An 18,293-nucleotide genomic window follows, 5' to 3' on the forward strand; every position below is an offset into this window, starting at 1 on the left:
ACTACTCCAGTTGCGTTAACTCGGTTCGCATGCCATGCTAAAGCTACAACGGTTGCGATTGGAGTTCTATCCTGATCACCCTCCGCGGAGTTTCCAAGTCCTACGACGGGCGCGCCGTCCTCAGCGACGTGTCCGTGTCCGTACGAACCGGCGAGCGCGTCGGCATCGTCGGCGAAAACGGCTCGGGCAAGTCCACGCTGATGCGCCTGCTCGCCGGGGTCGAGCGGCCCGACGAGGGCGAGGTTCACCTGACCTCCGACCTCGGCTATGTCGCTCAGACGCTCGCCGAGACGCTGGGCCTGCCGCCCGGCAGCACGGTCCAGGAGGCCGTCGACGCCGCGCTGGCCGACCTGCGTGCCATGGAGCGCAGGATGCGCGAGCTGGAGTCGGCGCTGGCCGAGGAGGCGTCGCAGGAGGTCATGGACGAGTACGGCGAGCTGTGCACCGCGTACGAGCTGCGCGGCGGCTACGAGGCCGACGCCCGCGTCGACCGGGCCTTCCACGGGCTCGGCCTGGCCCACGTGGGCCGCGAGCGCACGCTCGGCAGCCTGTCGGGCGGCGAGCAGGCGCGGCTGGGCCTGGCCTGCGTGCTGGCGGCCGCGCCCCGCGCGCTGCTGCTCGACGAGCCCACCAACCACCTCGACGAGTCGGCCCTGACCTGGCTCGAAGACCGGCTGCGCGAGCATCGCGGCGCGGTGGCCGTGGTGTCCCACGACCGCGTCTTCCTCGACCGGGTGGCCACCGCGATCGTCGAGGTCGAGCAGGGTGCGGTGACCCGGTTCGGCGGGGGCTACACCGGTTACCTCGCGGCCAAGGCGGCGGCCAGGGCGCGGTGGGAGCAGGCGTACGCGGCCTGGTGTGCCGAGGTGCGCCAGGTCCGCGAACACGCGGCCACCACCGCCCATCGCGTCGCGGCCGGGCGCGCGATGCGCGACAACAACAAGATGGCGTACGACCGCAACGCCGGGCGGGTGCAGAGCTCGATCGCCAGCCGGGTCCGCAACGCCCACGAGCGGCTGCGCCGTCTGGAAGCCGACCCGGTCCCCCGCCCGCCGGACCCACTCCACTTCCGCGCGACGTTCGGCCCGGCGCCGACCCCGCCCCCGGACACCACCTCCGACACGCCGGCGATGTCGCGGACCACCACCGATGCCCAGACGGAGGCAGCACGCACCCAGCAACCCGGCACCGGCACCTCCGCGCAGCAGCCGGGCCCGCACGCCCTCGCCGGCAGCACTCCCACGAAGCCGACTGGCACGACCGCCCTTCGGCAGCAGGCCGGCATGGGCGCCCGCGCACAGACCGTACCGGCACCCCACCGCCCCGGCGCGAGCAACGTCACCCGCGACAGACGGGACGACCGAAACCACCAGGACAATCAGAACCAACGAAATGGCCAGGACGGTCAGGGCGACCAGAACACCGACCAGGTACTCGTACGACTGAGGAACGTCCGGGTCGGCGATCGGCTGCAGGTCGAGGAGCTGACCATCAAGGCAGGCGAGCGGATCCTGGTCAAGGGCGGCAACGGCGCGGGCAAGTCCACGTTGCTGGGCGTCCTGGCCGACCAGGCGCGCTGCCGGGTCGGTTACCTGCCGCAGGAGGTGAGCTTCGACCCGGCGCTGCCGGTGCTGGAGGCGTACGGAGAGGGTCATCCCGACGAGCGCAGGGCGGCGCTGCTGGCCACCGGCCTGTTCCGGCCGCACACCCTCGACCAGCGGGTGGGCGAGCTCTCGGTCGGCCAGCAGCGGCGGCTGGCGCTGGCCAAGCTGCTGGCCCGCGAGCACGACCTGCTGCTGCTCGACGAACCCACCAACCACCTGTCGCCGCTGCTCGCCGAGGAGCTCGAACGCGCCCTCGACGGCTACCATGGCACGCTCGTCATGGTCTCCCACGATCGCGCCCTCGTCCGCCGCTTCCGGGGCAGGGAGATCGAGCTCGCAGGAGGGCGCATCCTTTGACCACCACCATCGGGGGGACTCCCATGTTGACCATGATCGACTCCGGCTCGCCGTACGGCATCGCGACCGCCGCCGACGGCGCACTGTGGTTCACGCTCGTCCACGAAGGGCGCGTCGGGCGGCTGGTGCCGGGCGAGAAGCCTGAGATCCACCAGCTCGACCCGGCCGACGGGCAGCCCACGGTGATCGTGCGCGGCCACGACGACGCCATGTGGTTCAGCGAGTGGCAGGGCGGCCGGGTCACGCGCATCACCGCCGACGGGCGGCGTACGGTGCACACCGTCGACTCGCCGTACGGGCTGGCCGCCGGGCCGGACGGCGCGATGTGGCTCACCCATATGCAGACCGACAGCATCGGGCGCATCGCCGCCGACGGCACGATCACCTCCTACGAGGTGCCGGTCAAGGGCGGCATGCCGTCGTTCATCACGGCCGGTCCTGGCGACGCGCTCTGGTTCACGCTCAACCAGGGCAACGCCATCGGCCGGATCTCGCTGTCGGGCGAGGTGACCGTGCACGCGCTGCCCACGGAGGGCGCGGCGCCGGTGGGGATCACGCGGGGGCCCGACGACGCGCTCTGGTTCGTCGAGATCGGCGCAGGCCAGATCGGCCGGATCGACGTCAACGGCAAGATCACCGAATACCCGCTCCCCGACCGCGCCGCCCGTCCCCACGCCATCATCCCCGGCCCCGACGGCGCCCTCTGGTTCACCGAGTGGGGCATCGGCCGCCTCGGCCGCATCACCGTGGACGGCCACATCACCGAACACCCCCTCCCTTCGGTGCCGGCTCCCACCGAACGCGGTGAGGAAGCGCAGGGGGTGAACGACGAGCGCGAGGACGCCTCGCGGGGAACGAGCGCTGGGCACGAAGACGCCTCGCGGGGAACGAACGCCGAGCACAAGGAGGCTGATCAGGGGCCGGCCACCGAACGCCGGGCAGAGCCCCACGGCCTGACCGCCGGCCCGGACGGCGCGATCTGGGTGGCCCTGGAAGCCGGCGCCCTGGCCCGAGTGGACCGCACCTCGTAACGCCGCAGCCAGGCCGACCGTCCCACGCCGCAGGGCAGACCCCACGGCCTGACCGCCGGCCCGGGCAGCGCGACCTGGGCGGCCCTGGAAGCCGGCGCCTTGGTCTGAGGACTGCACCGTGTAGCGCCGAGGCCGGGCCGACTGTGCCTCGCGCCGCCTCGGCGGCCCGAGCGCAGCGCCGTCTCAGTAACGCGTCGGCGACCCGGGCCGGCACCTCCCCAGCGACGCGTCGGCACCGGGTTAGCGCTGCCCGGCAAGGTTCGGCAGGCGACGAGAAAGCCGCGCCGCTGAGCGTTGCCCGGCAAATCCCGGGTTAGCGCCGCCCGTGTGAGGTTGGGTTAGCGCTGCCCCGATATTCAGCGGCAGGGCGAACCCGGCGCCACGCCCCGGCGGCCTCGCCGTAGCCGCCGGCACCCGGCAAAGCCCCGCTCGCCGGAGTGTGGAACTCGACGGTGGCCCGCTCGCCGGAGTGCGCCTGACCCGCAGGAGCACCCGTGAGCTCGCGAGGCGAGAACGGCTGCACGCGGGCATCGTCGCGCAACCCGCAACGGCACGCGGGCATCGTCGCGCAACCCGCAACGGCACGCAGATCCCACCGGCACCCCCGAAGGGCACGTGGCCTTCGCCCCCGCACCCAGAACGGCACCACGGACCACATCCCCCGCCCGAAACAGCACCACAGACCCATCCCCCGCCCGAAACGGCACCGCAGACCACATCCCGCGCCCAGACAGCACCACCAACCGCGTCCGCGCCCGGAACAGCACTACGGACCACATCCCGCGCCCAGAACAGCACCGCGGACCTCGCTCCGTGCCCTGGAAGCACCGCGCGGGCCTCTCCCGCGCCCCGGAACGGCGCTGCGGGCGGCCTCGCGCCGTCCACGCAACGGTGCGCGGTCCTCGCCCGCAGCTCGGAACGGCATGCAGTCCTCACTCCGTTGCCCGGAGCTGCGCGCGGGCAGCGCCCCTGCCAAGCTGGGCGGCCGACCGCGTACGGCGGGTGGCGGGGGTCGGCGGAGGCGGGGTTGACTAGGAGGTATGCATGCGATCATTGTCTCCGCCCACGGCGGTCCAGAGGTTCTCGAGTACGTCGAGCGTCCCGATCCGGTGCCCGGTGAGGGTGAGGTGGTGGTCGACGTGGCCGCCAGCGGCGTGAACTTCATCGACATCTACCACCGCTCCGGCGCCTACCCCCTCGACCTGCCTGCCACCATCGGTTCCGAAGGCGCAGGCACCGTGTCCGCCGTCGGCCCCGGCGTGCAGGACGTCAAGGTGGGTGACACGGTGGCCTGGGCGAGCGTGCTGGGCAGTTACACGGAGAAGGCCGTGGTGCCGGCCGACCGGGTGGTGCCGGTGCCGGACGACGTGCCGGCCGAGCTGGCCGCCGCGGCGATGTTGCAGGGCATGACCGCCCACTACCTGACGCACTCCACGTTCGAGGTGAAGGAGGGCGACCGGGTGCTGGTGCACGCCGGGGCGGGCGGCATGGGGCAGCTGCTGATCCAGCTTGCCAAGCTCAAGGGCGCCACGGTGTACACGACGGTCTCCACCAGCGAGAAGGAGAAGCTGGCCAGGGAGGCCGGGGCGGACGAGGTGCTGCGCTACGACGACTTCGCGCAGGCGCTGCGGGGCTCGATCGACGTGGTGTACGACGGCGTCGGCAAGGCCACGTTCGACGGCGGCCTGGAGGTGCTGCGCCCGCGCGGCCTGATGGCCCTGTACGGCGCCGCCAGCGGCCCCGTACCGCCGGTCGACCCGCAGGTGCTCAACAAGCAGGGCTCGCTCTTCCTGACCAGGCCGACGCTGGCGCACTACGTGGCGGAGCGGGCTGAGCTGCTGCAGCGCGCGTCCGACCTGTTCGGCTGGATCGAGAAGGGCCAGGTACGGATCAACGTCTCCCACCGCTACCCGCTGGCCGAGGCGCGGCAGGCGCATGAGGACCTGGCGGGGCGGCGCACCACGGGGAAGCTCCTCCTCATACCCTGACCTTCATGGACATCGCCACATCGATCTGGTCGTTCGCGGCCGTGGTCGCGCTGCTCACGGTCACGCCGGGTCTGGACACGGCGTTGGTCCTGCGTACGTCCCTGCTGGCCGGGCGGCGTCCGGCCGTGGGCGTGACGCTGGGCATCCAGCTCGGCACGTTGATGTGGGGTGTGCTCACCGCCGCGGGGCTGTCGGCGTTGCTGGCGGCCTCGCAGGTGGCCTACGACGTGCTGCGCTGGGCGGGAGCGGCGTACCTGGTGTGGATGGGGGTGCGCATGCTGCTGGCGCGGGACGCCTCCGGCCATGAGGGGGTGGACGGGCAGGAGGTCCGCTTCTGGAGGGGGTTCAGAAGAGGGCTGGTGACGAACCTGCTCAATCCGAAGGTGGGGGCGTTCTACGTGGCGATGCTCCCGCAGTTCATCCCTGACGGGGTGCCGCACGCGCTCATGGGGCTGGCGCTGGCCGGGGTGCACGTGGCCGAGGGGCTGGTGTGGAGCATGGCGGTGATCTGGTTCGCGTCGCTGATGAGCGGGTTCCTGCGGTCGGCTCGGGTGCGGCGGCTCCTCGATCGGGTGACCGGGGTGGTGATCGTCGGGTTCGGGGTACGGCTGGCGGTCAGCGACTGACTCCGGCTAAGACCTCGGCTCCTTGCCGAAGGCGTCCGGCCAGCCGAGGAGGCGGGCGCCCAGCACGGCCGTCTCCAGCGTGAAGCGCTGCGTGGGGTCGTCCGGGGAAGAAGCCGGTCAGGCGACGGATGCGTTCCAGCCGGTACGTCACCGCCTGATCTTCTGCCGGTTGCCCTTGGACAGCCTGCGCATGGGCACCGACAGGTCGGCGTCGAAGCGTTCCGCCAGGGCCTCGATGCGGGCGGCGGGCACGCCACCGCGAACCCGGCCGAGGAAGCGCAGGTAGTCGGCGGCCCGGTCGCGACCCTCCAGCACCAGCTCGCCGAGCAGGTAGCCCATCCTCGCGCGGACGGCGGGGTCGCAGGGGTGGCCGCCGAGCACGCGTACGGTGCCCCTGGTGGGCCTGATGACGTCGAGGAGGAGCCTGAGCGTCGTGGTCTTCCCCGCGCCGTTGGGACCGAGGTAGCCGAAGACCTCCCCCGGCCGGATGCCGAGCGTGAGGTCTTCAAGGCCGCGGCGGTCGCCGTAGTACTTGGTCAGACCCTCGGCCTGCACCGCTGCTGTCATGCCCGCATCGTCGCGCCGGCGGCGGTTCGGCGTCATGGGGCGAGTACGGCAGTTGCGGGGCCTTTCGCTGCCGATTTCCGGCAAAGACATCAACCCAGGTTGGCGGGGTAGGGGGCGGACGTAACCGATAGAAACGGGGAAATGGTCATGAGCCGCATCGGAGAGTGGCTGAAGAAGGCAGAGGATTTCGCCAGGGGGCACTCCAAGCAGGCCGACCAGATCGTCGACCGCGCCGAGGAGTACGCCAAGGAGCGCACCGGCCACAAGTACGACGAGCACATCAGCAAGGGCGCCGACACCATCCAGCAGCGCTACGGTGGCGGACAGGAGCAGCAGCCCGGTGAGCAGGCGGAGCAGCAGCAGCCTCCGACGCAGGAAGAGCGGGAACGGCGCATGCCGCCTGAGGGCTGAGCAGCGAAAGGTTCCGGCGGCGGGCGTCCTCGTGGGGTGCCCGCCGCCGAGCTTCAGCGGCGGGCGTCCTCCAGGACCTTCGCCGCGTCCCGCTCGAACGACGGCCTGGCCCCCAGCGTGAGCAGGCCGCCTGCGACCATGGGGATGATCAGGACGTACATGCCGGTCAGCAGCGAGCCGGTCGCGTCGGAGACGATGCCGACGACCAGCGAGCCGAAGGCCGTACCGACGGTCAGGAAGAGCTGCAGGACGGCGAAGCCCAGCCCGCGGGAGGCGGCGGGAACCACGTCGGCCAGGCAGGCCGTCATGTTGGGGATCGCGATCGACATCAGCGCGCTCGACACCAGCGTCAGCCCGGCCAGCGTGCCGATCGAGTCCATGGACAGCGCTCCGGCCAGCACCACCGAGCCTGCCGTGATGCCGCCGCCGCCCGCGAGCAGGCGGCCGCCCTTGATCGTGCCGTGCCACTTCCTGCCCAGCCAGGAGCCGATGAGGGTGCCGGTGAGCGTGCCCGCGATGGTGAGCAGGCCGCTGATCGTACCTGCCGTGGCGACGTCCGCGCCGAGGGTGCGCACCATGAACGTGGGCAGCCAGAAGAACACCCCGGCCAGCCCGAGACTGAGCAGGGCGAGCCCGACGCAGACGAACAGCAGTGTCGGGATGACCGCCACGCTGCGGATCTGCTTGAGGAACGGCGGCTTGCCCTCCCGCGATGCCCCGGACCCGGCCCCGGTTGTGAAGGCCCCGGACGCGGTCGTAAAGGCACCGGATGCGGACTCGCCGGACCCGGACCCGGTCGCGAAGGTCCCGGACGCGGAATCGCCGGCCCCGGAGGTGGCCCCGCCGAATGCGGTCCCTGACGGGTGGGGGGCGATCGCGCCGGCGGCGATCAGCCGGTCCAGCTCGCCGCGCCGCGGCTCGCGCAGCATCCAGACCAGCAGCGCCGTGAGCACGCCCGGCACGACCATGATGAGGAACGCCGTCCGCCAGGAGAACGCGGCGGCGAGCTGCGCGCCGAGCAGGGTGCCGACGCCGCCGAGGTACGTGGTGACGCGGGTGAGCCCGTACGCCTTGGCCCTGCTGGCGGGCGGGTAGTAGTCGGCGAGCAGGCTGCCCGCGGCCGGGTTGTCGATGTTCTCGGCGGCGGCCAGCAGCACGCGCATCAGGTAGAACATGGCGAACCCGGTGGCCAGGCCGGAGCCGAGCGTGGCGAGCGCCCAGCAGAAGACGACGATCGCGATGATCCGGGTACGGCTGAAGCGGTCGGCCAGGTAACCGGCCGGCAGGGAGACCACGGCGGCGGCCAGAGCCGCGGCGGTCGGGATGGAGCCCGCCGCGGTGTCGCTGAATCGCCATTCCTGCTGGATGAGCGGGAGCACGCCCGACAGCAGGTTGGCCTCCATCCTGTCCACGAGCCCGACGATGAACAGCACCACCAGCGGTGCCCAGCCGAACGGTGCGCGGGACCGCGCGTCGATGGTGCCCGTACGTGGCGAGCCGAACGTCCCGACCATGCCCACCCTTTCGCTAGCTAACTCTAGAATCCAGTTCTAGGGCGATGTTCTAGACAGAGTGACAGAGATCACAGCGTTCGTAAATGGCCGGTTACCGGGAAATTTCGTGATCTGCGGCTTCGGTACCGTGTGGGCCATGGTCAACGGCGCACTCCTGGTGGCGGGCACCACCTCCGACGCGGGGAAGAGCGTGGTCACGGCGGGCATCTGCCGCTGGCTGGCCCGCCAGGGCGTGCGCGTCGCGCCCTTCAAGGCGCAGAACATGTCGCTCAACTCGTACGTCACGGCCGACGGTGCCGAGATCGGCCGCGCGCAGGCCGTTCAGGCGCGGGCCGCCGGCCTCGAACCGACCGCCGGCATGAACCCGATCCTCCTCAAACCGGGCAGCGACCGCCGCAGCCAGGTCGTGCTCATGGGCCGCCCGGTCGCGGACGTGGACGCCATGGAGTACGGCGCGCTGAAGGACCTGCTGCGCACGACCGCGCTGGAGGCGCTGGAGCGGCTCAGGAAGCAGTACGACGTGGTGGTGTGCGAGGGCGCGGGCAGTCCGGCGGAGATCAACCTGCGTCGCGGCGACATCGCCAACATGGGCCTGGCCAGGGCCGCGAACCTGCCCGTCATCGTGGTCGGCGACATCGACAGGGGCGGGGTGTTCGCCGCCTTCTACGGCACGGTCGGCCTCCTGGGCGCCGCCGACCAGGCGCATGTGGCGGGGTTCGTGGTCAACAAGTTCAGGGGCGCGAAGGAGCTGCTCGAACCGGGGCTCGACATGCTCAGGAAGCTCACCGGCCGCGAGGTGTACGGAGTGCTGCCCTGGCTGGACGGGCTCTGGCTGGACGTCGAGGACTCGCTGGCGCTCGACGGGCGGCAGGTGGCCGTGCGGCCCCCGTACGGGCGGCAGACGCTGCGGGTCGCCGTCGTACGGCTGCCGCGCATCTCGAACTTCACCGACGTGGACGCGCTCGCCGCCGAGCCCGGTGTGGTCGTGCGCTTCGCCACCGGGGCCGCCGAGCTGGACGACGCCGACCTCGTCGTGCTGCCCGGCTCCCGGGCCACCGTCGCCGACCTCGCCTGGCTGCGGGAGAACGGCATGGCCGCGGCCCTGCGCGAGCGAACCGGGCCGATTCTCGGGATCTGCGGCGGCTTTCAGATGCTCGGACGGGAGATCGTGGACGACGTCGAGTCGGGGGCGGGCCGGGTCGAGGGGCTCGGGCTGCTGCCGGTGCGGTTCGTGTTCGGGGCGGACAAGCGGCTCGGCAGACCCGCGGGGACGGCGTACGGGGAGCCGGTGCGCGCGTACGAGATCCACCACGGGATCCCGACCGTGGAGGGCGGCGAGCCCTTCCTCGACGGCTGCCGCTCGGCGAACGTCTTCGGCACCACCTGGCACGGCGCCCTGGAGAACGACGGCTTCCGCCGCGCCTTCCTCACCGACGTGGCCCGCCGAGCCGGCCGGGACTTTACCCCCGCCCCGGACACCGACTTCGCCCGGCTACGCGAGCACCGCCTGGACGCCCTCGCCGACCTGGTGGAGCAGAACCTGAACACGGACGCCCTCCTCCGCCTCATCGACCAGGGCCCCCCGAAGACCCTCCCCACCCTCCCACCCGGCGCCCCACCCGCGTAACGGGACAACCGCCGAAAGCGGGCGCCACCGCGCGCCAGGGCTGACACCGGAGACGCCGAAGCAAGCCGCGCGCGACGAGACATGATGACACCGCGGACGGAGGGCGAGAGGGAGCAACGCCGCAGGCCGGAAGTGACGCCGACGCGCCTAGGAGGCCGCACGCGGCCACGGCAAGGCGACACCCACGGACAGTGGGCGGTGCCGCAGCGAGCAGCACCCGAACGGCGCACCACCCGCCGGGCACCGGACAACGCGACAGGCCGGGGCAGCGCCACGGGCCGAGGACGACACAGCCGGCTGGACCATGCGGCGGACAACGCGGCCGGGCGAGAGGCGACGCCAGGGCCGGCGAGCGGCGCCAGGCGGGCCGGTGAGGCGACGCCGCAAGCGACGCGCCGAAGGGGACGACACGGCGGGCAGGCGCGCCTGAGCGCGCGACGCGGCGGGCCGGGGTCAGTCAGGCCAGGGCTTCGGCGATGGCGGCGCGGTCCTGGTACTCGCGCCAGTGCACGATCCGCCCGTCCCTGGCGCGCAGCACCACGACGAACGCGGCGTGGGCTCGCGCGCCGGTCCCCGGGACGGTGCCGACCAGCCGGTACTCGGCGACGATCACCTCGGGGTCGGCGGTGTCGTGGATGGTCACGTCCCTGAACTCCTCGAACGTGACGGGGAGGGACGCGCGGCCCGCCCGGGACATCGCCACGACCTTCTCGCGTCCCTCGATCGTGCCCCGCCCGTCAGGGGCGTGCGGCTGCTCCACCACGACGTCGGCGGCCACCATCTCCTCGTCGAGGGCGGGCGCTCCGGACAGGACGTTGCGTTGGAAGCGGGCGAAGAGGTCGCGCGAGGTTCGCTCGGACATGGCTTTCCTCCACAGGCGAGGATAAAGTGAGCAACAGACTCACTTTATGAATATGAGTCCACGACTCACTTTTGTCAACGAGCAGACGGATGACCGACAGCAAGCCCATGCGCGCCGACGCCCGGCGCAACCGCGCCCGCATCCTGGCCGCCGCCGAGGAGGTGTTCGCCGAACGGGGTGCCTCCGCGTCCACCGAGGAGGTCGCCGCCCGCGCCGGCGTGGCCATCGGGACGGTGTTCCGCCACTTCCCCACCAAGCGCGACCTCCTCGCCGCGATCATGAAGGATCTGCGGCGCCGGCTCATCGAGAAGGCGGAGGCGCTCATCGCCGGCGGCGATCCGGCCACCGCGTTCTTCGAGTACTTCACGTTCCTCGTCGGCAGCTCGGCCGGAGCCGGTGCCGTGGTGAGCCTGCTCGCCGATGAAGGCACGCCCATCGAGCCGGGCGAGCAGATCATGGCGCTCGACCACGTCTTCGCCAGGCTGCTCGACGCGGCGCGCGAGGTCGGGACGGTCCGCGCGGACGTGCGTCTCGACGAGGTCATGGCCCTGCTGACCGCCGTCACCCACGGCGCGCTCGCCGCCAGCTGGCCGGACGACCTCCGGCACAGAACGGTGAACCTGCTCCTCGACGCCTTCCGCCCCCGCTGAGGCCCACCGGCTCCGAGATCAGCGCGGGCAGGGCCTGCCCTTGTGGGCGGCCGCGTCGGCGCCGGCGAGGATGGCGTCGAGCTTGTCCCTGGCCGCGATCAGCTCGTTGATCTTGGCGTCCATGCGCTCGCGCTCGGCGCGCAGCCGTTCGAGCAGCTCGGGCACGACCTCGCCGGTCACCACGCACGGCATGATCGGCTCGATGGCCTTGCTGGCGAGCCCGGCGGCGAAGAGCTGCCGGATGAGCCGGACCCGTTCCACCGCGCTCTCGGGGTAGACGCGCTGCCCGCTGGCGGTGCGCTCGGAGGCGAGCAGGCGCTGCTCCTCGTAGTAGCGCAGCGCGCGCACGCTCACGCCGGTCCTGGCGGCAAGCTCGCCGATTCGCATCCCGTCCCCCTCCGCGGCCCGTGCCGTGACCTGTGCCTTTGACGTCGGCGTCAGGGATTCAGCGTAATCCCCGCCCTCAGAGCACGGCCGGGCCCGCCTACCATACGCGGCATGACCACGCACGAGTTCACGCTGACCGCCGAGGGCCCGTTCGATTTCGCCGACTCCCTGCGCTTCGTGGAGGACTGGCCGGTCACGAGCAGGCTGCCGTCCGACGGGCGGACGCTGCGCTTCGCGTACTGCGCCGAGGCCGACTGGCGGCCGATCGGCGTGCGCGTGACGGCCGCCCCGGGCGGCGTGCGGGTCGCCACGACGCGTCCGGCCGGTCCGGCGATCAGGGGCGAGGTGGCGCGGATCCTGTCGCTCGACGTGGACGGCACCGGCTTCGCCAAGGTGGGCGAGGCCGACCCGGTGCTGGGCGACCTGCAGCGGCTGCGTCCCGGGTTGCGGCCGGTGTGCTTCTGGAGCCCGTGGGAGGCGGCCTGCTGGGCGGTGATCGTGCAGCGCTCGTCGATGGTCGTGGCGTCCGCGATCAAGCAGCGCATCGCGGAGCGGTACGGCGCCGAGGTGGAGGTGGACGGGCACCGGCTCGTCGCGTTCCCGCCGCCCGTCTCGCTGCTGGACGCGGGCGGGCTCGGACTGCCCGCGCAGAAGGAGGAATGGCTGCGCGGCCTGGCCAGGGCGGCGCTCGACGGCCTGCTCACCGCCGAGCACCTGCGCTCGCTCGCGCCCGAGGAGGCGCTGGCGCAGCTTCGGGAGCTGCCGGGCGTGGGGCCGTTCTCGGCGGGGCTGATCCTCATCAGGGGCGCGGGCGCGCCGGACGCGTTCCCCGGTGACGAGCCGCGGCTGTTCGCGAACCTGCGCGAGGCGTACGGGCTGCCGGAGGACGCTCCGCCGTCGGCGTACCGGCGGCTGGCCGACGCCTGGCGGCCCTACCGGTCGTGGGCGTCGTTCCTCTTCCGCGCGACGGCGTACGGCGTCATGGACGAGCGCGGCTGACGCACCCGAGCCGCGCCCCGTCCCGCGCCGGCTACACGAAAGCCGCGGCGAAAGTCAGGACCTGCGGCGGTGCACGCCGACCAAGTGCCCGTTCTGCCGGATCCTGGCCTCCTCGTACGGGCACAGGGGCCGGGTGACGTACGACTGCGCGATGGAGTCGGCCTCGCTGCGATCCACGCCCCAGCCGATGGTGTGCCAGTGCGGATCCCCGCCGGTGGTGTCCAGGACGGCGATCTCGAACAGCTCGGCGGCGGCGGGTGGCGTGCAGCGTACGTGGCCGCGCGCCTCTCCTGTGGCCGCCTGGGCGTTCCGGCTACCGGTCCCCGGCTGTTCCATGTGGGCTCCTTCCTCGGTGGCACAAATCTGGTCCGGATCTGCATGTGCCCCGATCGCCCCCAAGTCAGTCATGCCGCCGGCCGCGCTCGCGCCACAACCGCTCGCGCCACAACCGCTCGCGTCACGACCCGCTCGCGTCCCGGCAGAGCGGGGTCAGTCCTCGAGGATCGGCAGGCGCAGCACGAACCGGGCGCCGACGTCGGAGTCCTCGATGGTCAGCGTGCCGAGGTGGGCGGTCGCGATCTCCCTGGCGATGGGCAGGCCGAGCCCGGTGCCGCCGGCGTCGCGGTTGCGTGCGGCGTCCAGCCGGGTGAAGCGCTGGAAGACGAACTCGCGCTGCTCCGGCGCGATGCCCGCGCCGTCGTCCACGACTTCGAGCACGGCCTCGTCGCCCTGCCGCCGCACGGTCACGATGATCTTCCGTTCTGCGTGCCGTTCCGCGTTGTCGAGCAGGTTCGTCAGCAGGCGGGCCAGCTGCAGCCGGTCGCCGGTGACGACGACGCCGGTCTGCAGGGTGGTGACGACCTCCTTGCTGCGCGGCCGCGCGGTCTCGGCGGCGACCAGCTCGCCGAGGTCGATGGGCGCGCGCTCGTCGGGGGCGCCGGCGTCGAGCTTGCTGAGCGTGAGCAGGTCGTTCACGATCGCCTGGAGCCGGTCGAGGCTGGCCAGCACCTTCCTGCCGGTCTCCTCCCAGTCGGCGTCCTCGGGGTAGAGCAGGGCGTCCTCCACCTGCGTGCGCATCGCGGTGATCGGGCTGCGCAGGTCGTGTGAGGCGTCGGTGGCGAACCTGCGCTGCCGTTCCATCGCCTCCTGCAGCCCGGTGAGCGCGCCCTCCAGTCGTTCCAGGGTCTGGTTGCTCGTCTCGGCCAGCTCCCTGATCTCGTCCTCGGTGTCGGGTACCGGCACCCGCAGCCCGCCGCCGCCCGCGCTGATCTCGGCGAGCTTCCTGGTGATGCTGCCGACGGGGGCCAGCGTCTTGGCCACGATGCGGGAGACCCCGAACCAGGTGAGCCCGATCAGCGCGACCGACACGCCGAGCTGGAAGAGGACGGTCTGCGGGCTGACGTACCACGGCACGGCGGGGCCGAAGGCGTAGACGAGCCACTCGCCTTCCGGCTGGTACGCCGTCACCGTGACGACGATCTTGCACTCACCGGGGAAGGCCGGCAGGTTGCACAGCGTCCCGGTGTCGTTGGCCTGGGTGCGGCCCGGCAGGGCGGTGGTCAGGCGCGGCTGCCCCGCCAGGCTGGGCGTCCAGGCCACCGGCCGGCCGGTCTGGTCGATGACCTGAATGCCGTCGGTGCCCGCGGGCTCGAGCACCTGCGGCAGCCGCTGCTGCTTGATCATGATGAGCACGCGCACGGACACGACGGACAGGTCGTGCGCCCGGATGTCGGCGACCTCGTCCCTGATTCCGACCAGCACGAAAGCGCTCACGATGACGTTCAGCAGCAGCATCGTGACACTGGCGAACATCGCAAGCCGCGTCCGCAACGACCGGCCCCACAGTCTGCCCACGCGTCTCCCCCGGAGGCCAGAACATCACAGCGATGACGTTGGCCGCCATCTTCGGGAGATTCCCTGACAAAGACTTTTAAGGAGCGGCGGCCTACTCGATGACCAGCTCGACCGGCATGTTGCCCCGCGTGGCGTTGGAGTACGGGCACACCTGGTGGATGGCTTCGTCGAGCGCGCGGCCCTCCTCGGGGCCGATGTGGTCGGGCAGCTCGACCCGGAGCGGACGGCCGACCTGCTGCTCGTGCTGCGCGACGGGCTCGTCGTCGGCTTCGACCTCGACGATCCCGCCGCCGTACGGGCGACCGCGCAGGAGGCGCTGGCCAGGCTGGTCGGCCCCGACGCGGGGCTCGACGTCAGCGGGCCGGTGGCGGCCCCACCGACTCGCCGGGCACCAGCGCACACGGAATGAGCACGCTGGGCGGCGCCTCTCCGGCTCCTTCGAGCCGGTCGATGAGCGCGTCGGCGGCCATCCGGCCCAGCTCGGCCGCGGGCGCGGCCATGACGGTGAGCGAGGGCTCGATCATCTCGCCCAGCTCGCGCGTGGTCGCCGCCGAGATGATCGACAGGTCGCCGGGCACGTGCCTGCCGAGCGCCCGCGTGCCCTTCACCAGCCCGGCCGCGGCGCCCTCGTTGACCAGGACGGCGGCCGTGACCTCGGGGAAGTCGTCGTGCAGGCGGCGGGCGGCGTCCCGGCCGCCCGCGCTGGTGCTCTCCACGGCGATCACCGCGGGCGGGTGGCCGAGCGGCGCGATCGCGTCGCGGTAGGCCGACTCCACCCGCTTGATGCGGCCCGGCTCGCCGGCCGCGCCGGTCTGCTGGGTGACCAGCGCGACGCGCTCGTGGCCGTGACCGCGCAGGTGCTCGACGGCCTGGTGGATGGTGGTGGCGAAGTCGATGTCGACGTACGGCAGGTCGTCGTCCTCGGTGCGGCCGATCAGCGCGAACGGCACCTGTGCGGCGAGCAGCCGCTCCACCCGCGCGTCGCGGATCTGCACCTCCATCAGCAGCACGCCGTCGACCAGCCCGCCGGCCAGCAGGTGCGACATCTGCTCGTCGTCGTTCACCGGCCACAGCACCAGGTCGTAGCCGCGCTCGCGAGCGCCGTGGGCCGCACCCATGACGAACTGGATCACCGTGGCGTTGGGCTTGGGCTCGAGATCGGGGTGCGCCAGCGCGAGTATGCGGGTGCGCGAGCTGGCCAGGGCGCGGGCGACGACGTTGCGCCGGTAGTTGAGCTCCTGGATGGCCGCCTCGATGCGGGCGCGAGTCTCGGGCGCGACCCGCTTGGTGCCGTTGATGACGAACGAGACCGTGGCGATCGAGACGTTCGCCCGCTCGGCGACGTCGCGCATCGTGACCATGTGATGCCGCCTCCCGACTCGTCAGGGCCGCGCGAAGCACCTGTGACTATATCGCCCGCCGGAGTTTCGTAAAGCGCTTAACTTGTTATTGACATCACGGTGAGATAGGCGCAACATAGCGGTCAAGCCAGCGCGGTTAAGCGCTTTACATCAAGCAGCGTCCGGCCCCGCCCCGAGCGGCCGGATCACTTCCCGCAGCCCTTTTCTCCTTGTCACCGATCCATTTCCGACTTTGTTCGACCCCTGATCGACTCCGTGGCGACCCCCAAGGAGTGGCTCACATGGAGACAGCACGAAAGCGTCACGGGAAGGCGCCCACAGTGGCTGTCGCGGCGGTCCTCGTTCCCCTCACCCTGTCGGCGTGCGGCGGGGCGGCCGCCGGCGTACGCAACACCGGCCCGCTCGTCATCCAGGACTACTACGACGAGCTGCGCGACCCGCTCTACCAGGCGTGCGCGCGCAGGACCGGTCTCGACATCCAGGTCAATCACATCGCCGGCCCCGGCCTGATCCCCAAGGTGCTGCAGCAGAGCTCGTCGCGCACGCTGCCCGACGTGCTCATGCTCGACAACCCCGACGTCCAGCAGATCGCCGAGTCAGGCGCGCTGTCACCGCTCTCCGACTACGGCATGCACGGCGAGGGAATGACGCCGGGCGTGGTGAAGGCGGGCACGTACGCCGGAGAACTCTACGGCCTCGCCCCCTCGGTGAACACGCTCAGCATCTTCTACAACAAAGCGCTGTTCAAGGCGGCCGGCATCACGAAAGTCCCCAGAACCTGGGACGAGCTGCGCGCCACCGCGAAAAGGCTCACCGCGCCCGGCCGGTACGGCTTCGCGATGAGCAACATCAACACCTACGAGGGCTCCTGGCAGTTCCTGCCGTTCATGTGGGGCAACGGCGGCACCGAGGAGGACATCACCACCCCCGAGACCGTGCAGGCCCTGCAATTCCTGGTCGATCTGCGAAACGACGGCTCGATGTCGAAGAGCTCGATCATCTGGAGCCAGGACGACGTCATCGACCAGTTCATCGCCGGCAAGGCCGCGATGGTGGTCAACGGGCCCTGGCAGATCCCGGCGCTCAGAAAACAGCGGGACGTCGACTGGGGCACGTTCACCATCCCGACCCGGCTGGCCTCGCAGACCACGGTCGCCCCGCTCGGCGGCGAGCTGTTCACGGTGCCGCGCACCGGCGACCGGGCCAGGATGGCCGACGCGGGACGGTTCGTGAAGTGCCTGGTCTCACCGGAGCAGCAGCTCGAAACGGCCAAGGTCACGCAGACCGTACCGACGAACCCTGAGGTGGCCGAGCGCGCCGCGGCCGAGGACCCGGCGATCGCGACGTTCGTCACCACCGTGCGGACCGCGCGCTCGCGTACCGCGATGCTCGGGCCCGACTGGCCGAAGGCGGCCACCAAGATCTATAACGGCGTCCAGCTCGCGCTGACCGGCAAGGCCCCGCCCGCGCAGGCCCTGCGCCTGGCACAGGGCGAAGGAGCGGCGCGATGACCTCGGCACCGCTCAGCCTCTCCCCCGCCGCCGCGCGCGGCCGCCGCAACCTGCTGTGGGCGCGCCTGCTCAGGCGGGCCACGCCGTGGCTGTTCACGCTGCCCGCGATGGCGTTCGTGGCGATGTTCTTCGGCTATCCGATCGTCCAGAACGTCGTCATGAGCTTCCAGGAGTACACGACCTCGACCTTCTACAGCGGTCACGCGCCCTGGGTCGGGCTCGGCAACTACGTGACGATCCTGTCGAGCTACCTGTTCACGACCACGCTGGTGAACACCGCGCTGTTCACGGTCGGCTCGATCACCTTCCAGTTCGCGATCGGGCTCGCGCTCGCGCTGTTCTTCAAGCGGAACTTCCCGCTCAGCGGCTTCCTGCGCTCGTTGCTGCTGCTGCCCTGGCTGCTGCCGCTGATCGCATCCAGCGCGGTCTGGAAGTGGCTGCTGGACCAGGAGAGCGGCGCGCTCAACCAGTTCCTCGGCCTGTTCGGCATCCCGGCCGTGCCGTGGCTGGTCGATCCGACGCTCGCACTCGCCGGGGTGATCGGCGTGAACATCTGGCTGGGCATCCCGTTCAACGTCGCCATCCTCTACAGCGGCCTGCAGGCCGTGCCGAAGGAGCTGTACGAGGCGGGCGCGCTCGACGGCGCCACCGGCTGGACCGCGTTCCGGCACATCACCTGGCCCAACATCCGGTCGGTGGTGAGCATCGTCATCGTGCTCGGCGTGGTCTACACGCTCAAGGTCGTCGACATCATCCTCGGCCTGACCGGCGGCGGCCCCGCCAACTCCACGCAGACGCTGGCCACGAACGCCTACAACAAGTCGTTCGTCGAGTTCGACTTCGGCCAGGGCGCGGCCATCAGCAACGTCCTCGTCGTGGTCTCGCTCGTCTTCGCCCTCATCTACCTGTTCATCTCGCGCCGCGAGCCGCACGAGTGAGGTGAC

The 18,293-nt window shown here is 71.5% G+C and carries 18 protein-coding genes; 11 read left to right on the forward strand and 7 right to left on the reverse strand.

Features of this window, described 5'->3' with window-relative positions:
• Positions 1-128: 128 nt before the first annotated feature.
• From AB0K67_RS13155 to AB0K67_RS13170, 4 genes are all read left to right on the forward strand, one after another.
• Positions 129-1,961, forward strand: a complete 1,833-nt coding sequence (locus AB0K67_RS13155; RefSeq protein ID WP_364057921.1) for an ATP-binding cassette domain-containing protein — start codon at positions 129-131, stop codon at positions 1,959-1,961.
• A gap of 23 nt (positions 1,962-1,984) precedes the next feature.
• Positions 1,985-2,992, forward strand: coding sequence for a virginiamycin B lyase (locus tag AB0K67_RS13160; RefSeq protein WP_364057924.1), 1,008 nt, complete (start codon positions 1,985-1,987; stop codon positions 2,990-2,992).
• A 1,040-nt stretch (positions 2,993-4,032) separates the two neighbouring features.
• Entirely contained in the window at positions 4,033-4,980 is a 948-nt protein-coding gene (locus AB0K67_RS13165; RefSeq protein WP_364057927.1) for a quinone oxidoreductase, read from the forward strand.
• A 5-nt stretch (positions 4,981-4,985) separates the two neighbouring features.
• Positions 4,986-5,606, forward strand: a complete 621-nt coding sequence (locus AB0K67_RS13170) for a LysE family translocator (RefSeq protein WP_364057930.1) — start codon at positions 4,986-4,988, stop codon at positions 5,604-5,606.
• Between the two features lie 147 nt (positions 5,607-5,753).
• Here AB0K67_RS13170 and AB0K67_RS13175 read toward each other — a convergent pair whose 3' ends face one another.
• Positions 5,754-6,173 carry an ATP-binding cassette domain-containing protein gene (locus tag AB0K67_RS13175; protein WP_364057933.1) on the reverse strand — a complete coding sequence of 140 codons (420 nt, stop codon included), beginning with the start codon at positions 6,171-6,173 and terminating at the stop codon, positions 5,754-5,756.
• Between the two features lie 147 nt (positions 6,174-6,320).
• Between AB0K67_RS13175 and AB0K67_RS13180 the strand changes: the two genes are divergently transcribed.
• The gene (locus AB0K67_RS13180) at positions 6,321-6,584 is read left to right on the forward strand and encodes an antitoxin (RefSeq protein WP_364057936.1); all 264 of its coding nucleotides are present in this window, start codon (positions 6,321-6,323) and stop codon (positions 6,582-6,584) included.
• Between the two features lie 53 nt (positions 6,585-6,637).
• On the opposite strand, the gene AB0K67_RS13185 is transcribed toward AB0K67_RS13180, so the two are convergent.
• The gene (locus AB0K67_RS13185; protein ID WP_364057939.1) at positions 6,638-8,098 is read right to left on the reverse strand and encodes an MFS transporter; all 1,461 of its coding nucleotides are present in this window, start codon (positions 8,096-8,098) and stop codon (positions 6,638-6,640) included.
• 136 nt (positions 8,099-8,234) lie between these two features.
• Here AB0K67_RS13185 and AB0K67_RS13190 point away from each other — a divergent pair, with 136 nt between their 5' ends.
• Positions 8,235-9,725, forward strand: a complete 1,491-nt coding sequence (locus tag AB0K67_RS13190; RefSeq protein WP_364057942.1) for a cobyric acid synthase — start codon at positions 8,235-8,237, stop codon at positions 9,723-9,725.
• 457 nt (positions 9,726-10,182) lie between these two features.
• Here AB0K67_RS13190 and AB0K67_RS13195 read toward each other — a convergent pair whose 3' ends face one another.
• A complete protein-coding gene (locus tag AB0K67_RS13195; RefSeq protein ID WP_364057945.1) occupies positions 10,183-10,587 on the reverse strand; it encodes a nuclear transport factor 2 family protein in 405 nt (134 codons plus the stop codon).
• An 89-nt stretch (positions 10,588-10,676) separates the two neighbouring features.
• Between AB0K67_RS13195 and AB0K67_RS13200 the strand changes: the two genes are divergently transcribed.
• Complete coding sequence (locus tag AB0K67_RS13200; protein WP_364057948.1) at positions 10,677-11,237, forward strand: helix-turn-helix domain-containing protein; 561 nt, start codon at positions 10,677-10,679, stop codon at positions 11,235-11,237.
• An 18-nt stretch (positions 11,238-11,255) separates the two neighbouring features.
• On the opposite strand, the gene AB0K67_RS13205 is transcribed toward AB0K67_RS13200, so the two are convergent.
• Complete coding sequence (locus AB0K67_RS13205; protein ID WP_364057951.1) at positions 11,256-11,624, reverse strand: MerR family transcriptional regulator; 369 nt, start codon at positions 11,622-11,624, stop codon at positions 11,256-11,258.
• Positions 11,625-11,735: 111 nt separating this feature from the next.
• Between AB0K67_RS13205 and AB0K67_RS13210 the strand changes: the two genes are divergently transcribed.
• The gene (locus tag AB0K67_RS13210) at positions 11,736-12,623 is read left to right on the forward strand and encodes a hypothetical protein (RefSeq protein ID WP_364057954.1); all 888 of its coding nucleotides are present in this window, start codon (positions 11,736-11,738) and stop codon (positions 12,621-12,623) included.
• A gap of 54 nt (positions 12,624-12,677) precedes the next feature.
• Here the strand turns inward: AB0K67_RS13210 and AB0K67_RS13215 are convergent, their stop codons facing one another.
• Together AB0K67_RS13215 and AB0K67_RS13220 are read right to left on the reverse strand one after the other, a co-directional pair.
• Positions 12,678-12,959, reverse strand: coding sequence for a hypothetical protein (locus AB0K67_RS13215; RefSeq protein WP_364057957.1), 282 nt, complete (start codon positions 12,957-12,959; stop codon positions 12,678-12,680).
• A 153-nt stretch (positions 12,960-13,112) separates the two neighbouring features.
• Entirely contained in the window at positions 13,113-14,435 is a 1,323-nt protein-coding gene (locus AB0K67_RS13220; protein WP_364057960.1) for a HAMP domain-containing sensor histidine kinase, read from the reverse strand.
• A 196-nt stretch (positions 14,436-14,631) separates the two neighbouring features.
• Here AB0K67_RS13220 and AB0K67_RS13225 point away from each other — a divergent pair, with 196 nt between their 5' ends.
• Complete coding sequence (locus tag AB0K67_RS13225) at positions 14,632-14,886, forward strand: hypothetical protein (RefSeq protein ID WP_364057963.1); 255 nt, start codon at positions 14,632-14,634, stop codon at positions 14,884-14,886.
• Here the strand turns inward: AB0K67_RS13225 and AB0K67_RS13230 are convergent.
• Complete coding sequence (locus tag AB0K67_RS13230; protein WP_364057966.1) at positions 14,831-15,838, reverse strand: LacI family DNA-binding transcriptional regulator; 1,008 nt, start codon at positions 15,836-15,838, stop codon at positions 14,831-14,833. The two genes, AB0K67_RS13225 and AB0K67_RS13230, sit on opposite strands and share 56 nt — an antisense overlap.
• A 320-nt stretch (positions 15,839-16,158) precedes the next feature.
• On the opposite strand from AB0K67_RS13230, the gene AB0K67_RS13235 reads away from it, so the two are divergent.
• Both AB0K67_RS13235 and AB0K67_RS13240 read left to right on the forward strand, forming a co-directional pair.
• On the forward strand, positions 16,159-17,349 hold the full coding sequence (locus AB0K67_RS13235) for an extracellular solute-binding protein (RefSeq protein ID WP_364057969.1): 1,191 nt from the start codon (positions 16,159-16,161) through the stop codon (positions 17,347-17,349).
• Complete coding sequence (locus tag AB0K67_RS13240; protein ID WP_364057972.1) at positions 17,346-18,287, forward strand: sugar ABC transporter permease; 942 nt, start codon at positions 17,346-17,348, stop codon at positions 18,285-18,287. The genes AB0K67_RS13235 and AB0K67_RS13240 overlap by 4 nt, the downstream gene beginning before the upstream one ends.
• Positions 18,288-18,293: the final 6 nt, after the last annotated feature.

This window comes from Nonomuraea sp. NPDC052634, from assembly GCF_040678535.1.
In the GTDB taxonomy this organism is placed as follows: domain Bacteria; phylum Actinomycetota; class Actinomycetes; order Streptosporangiales; family Streptosporangiaceae; genus Nonomuraea; species Nonomuraea fastidiosa.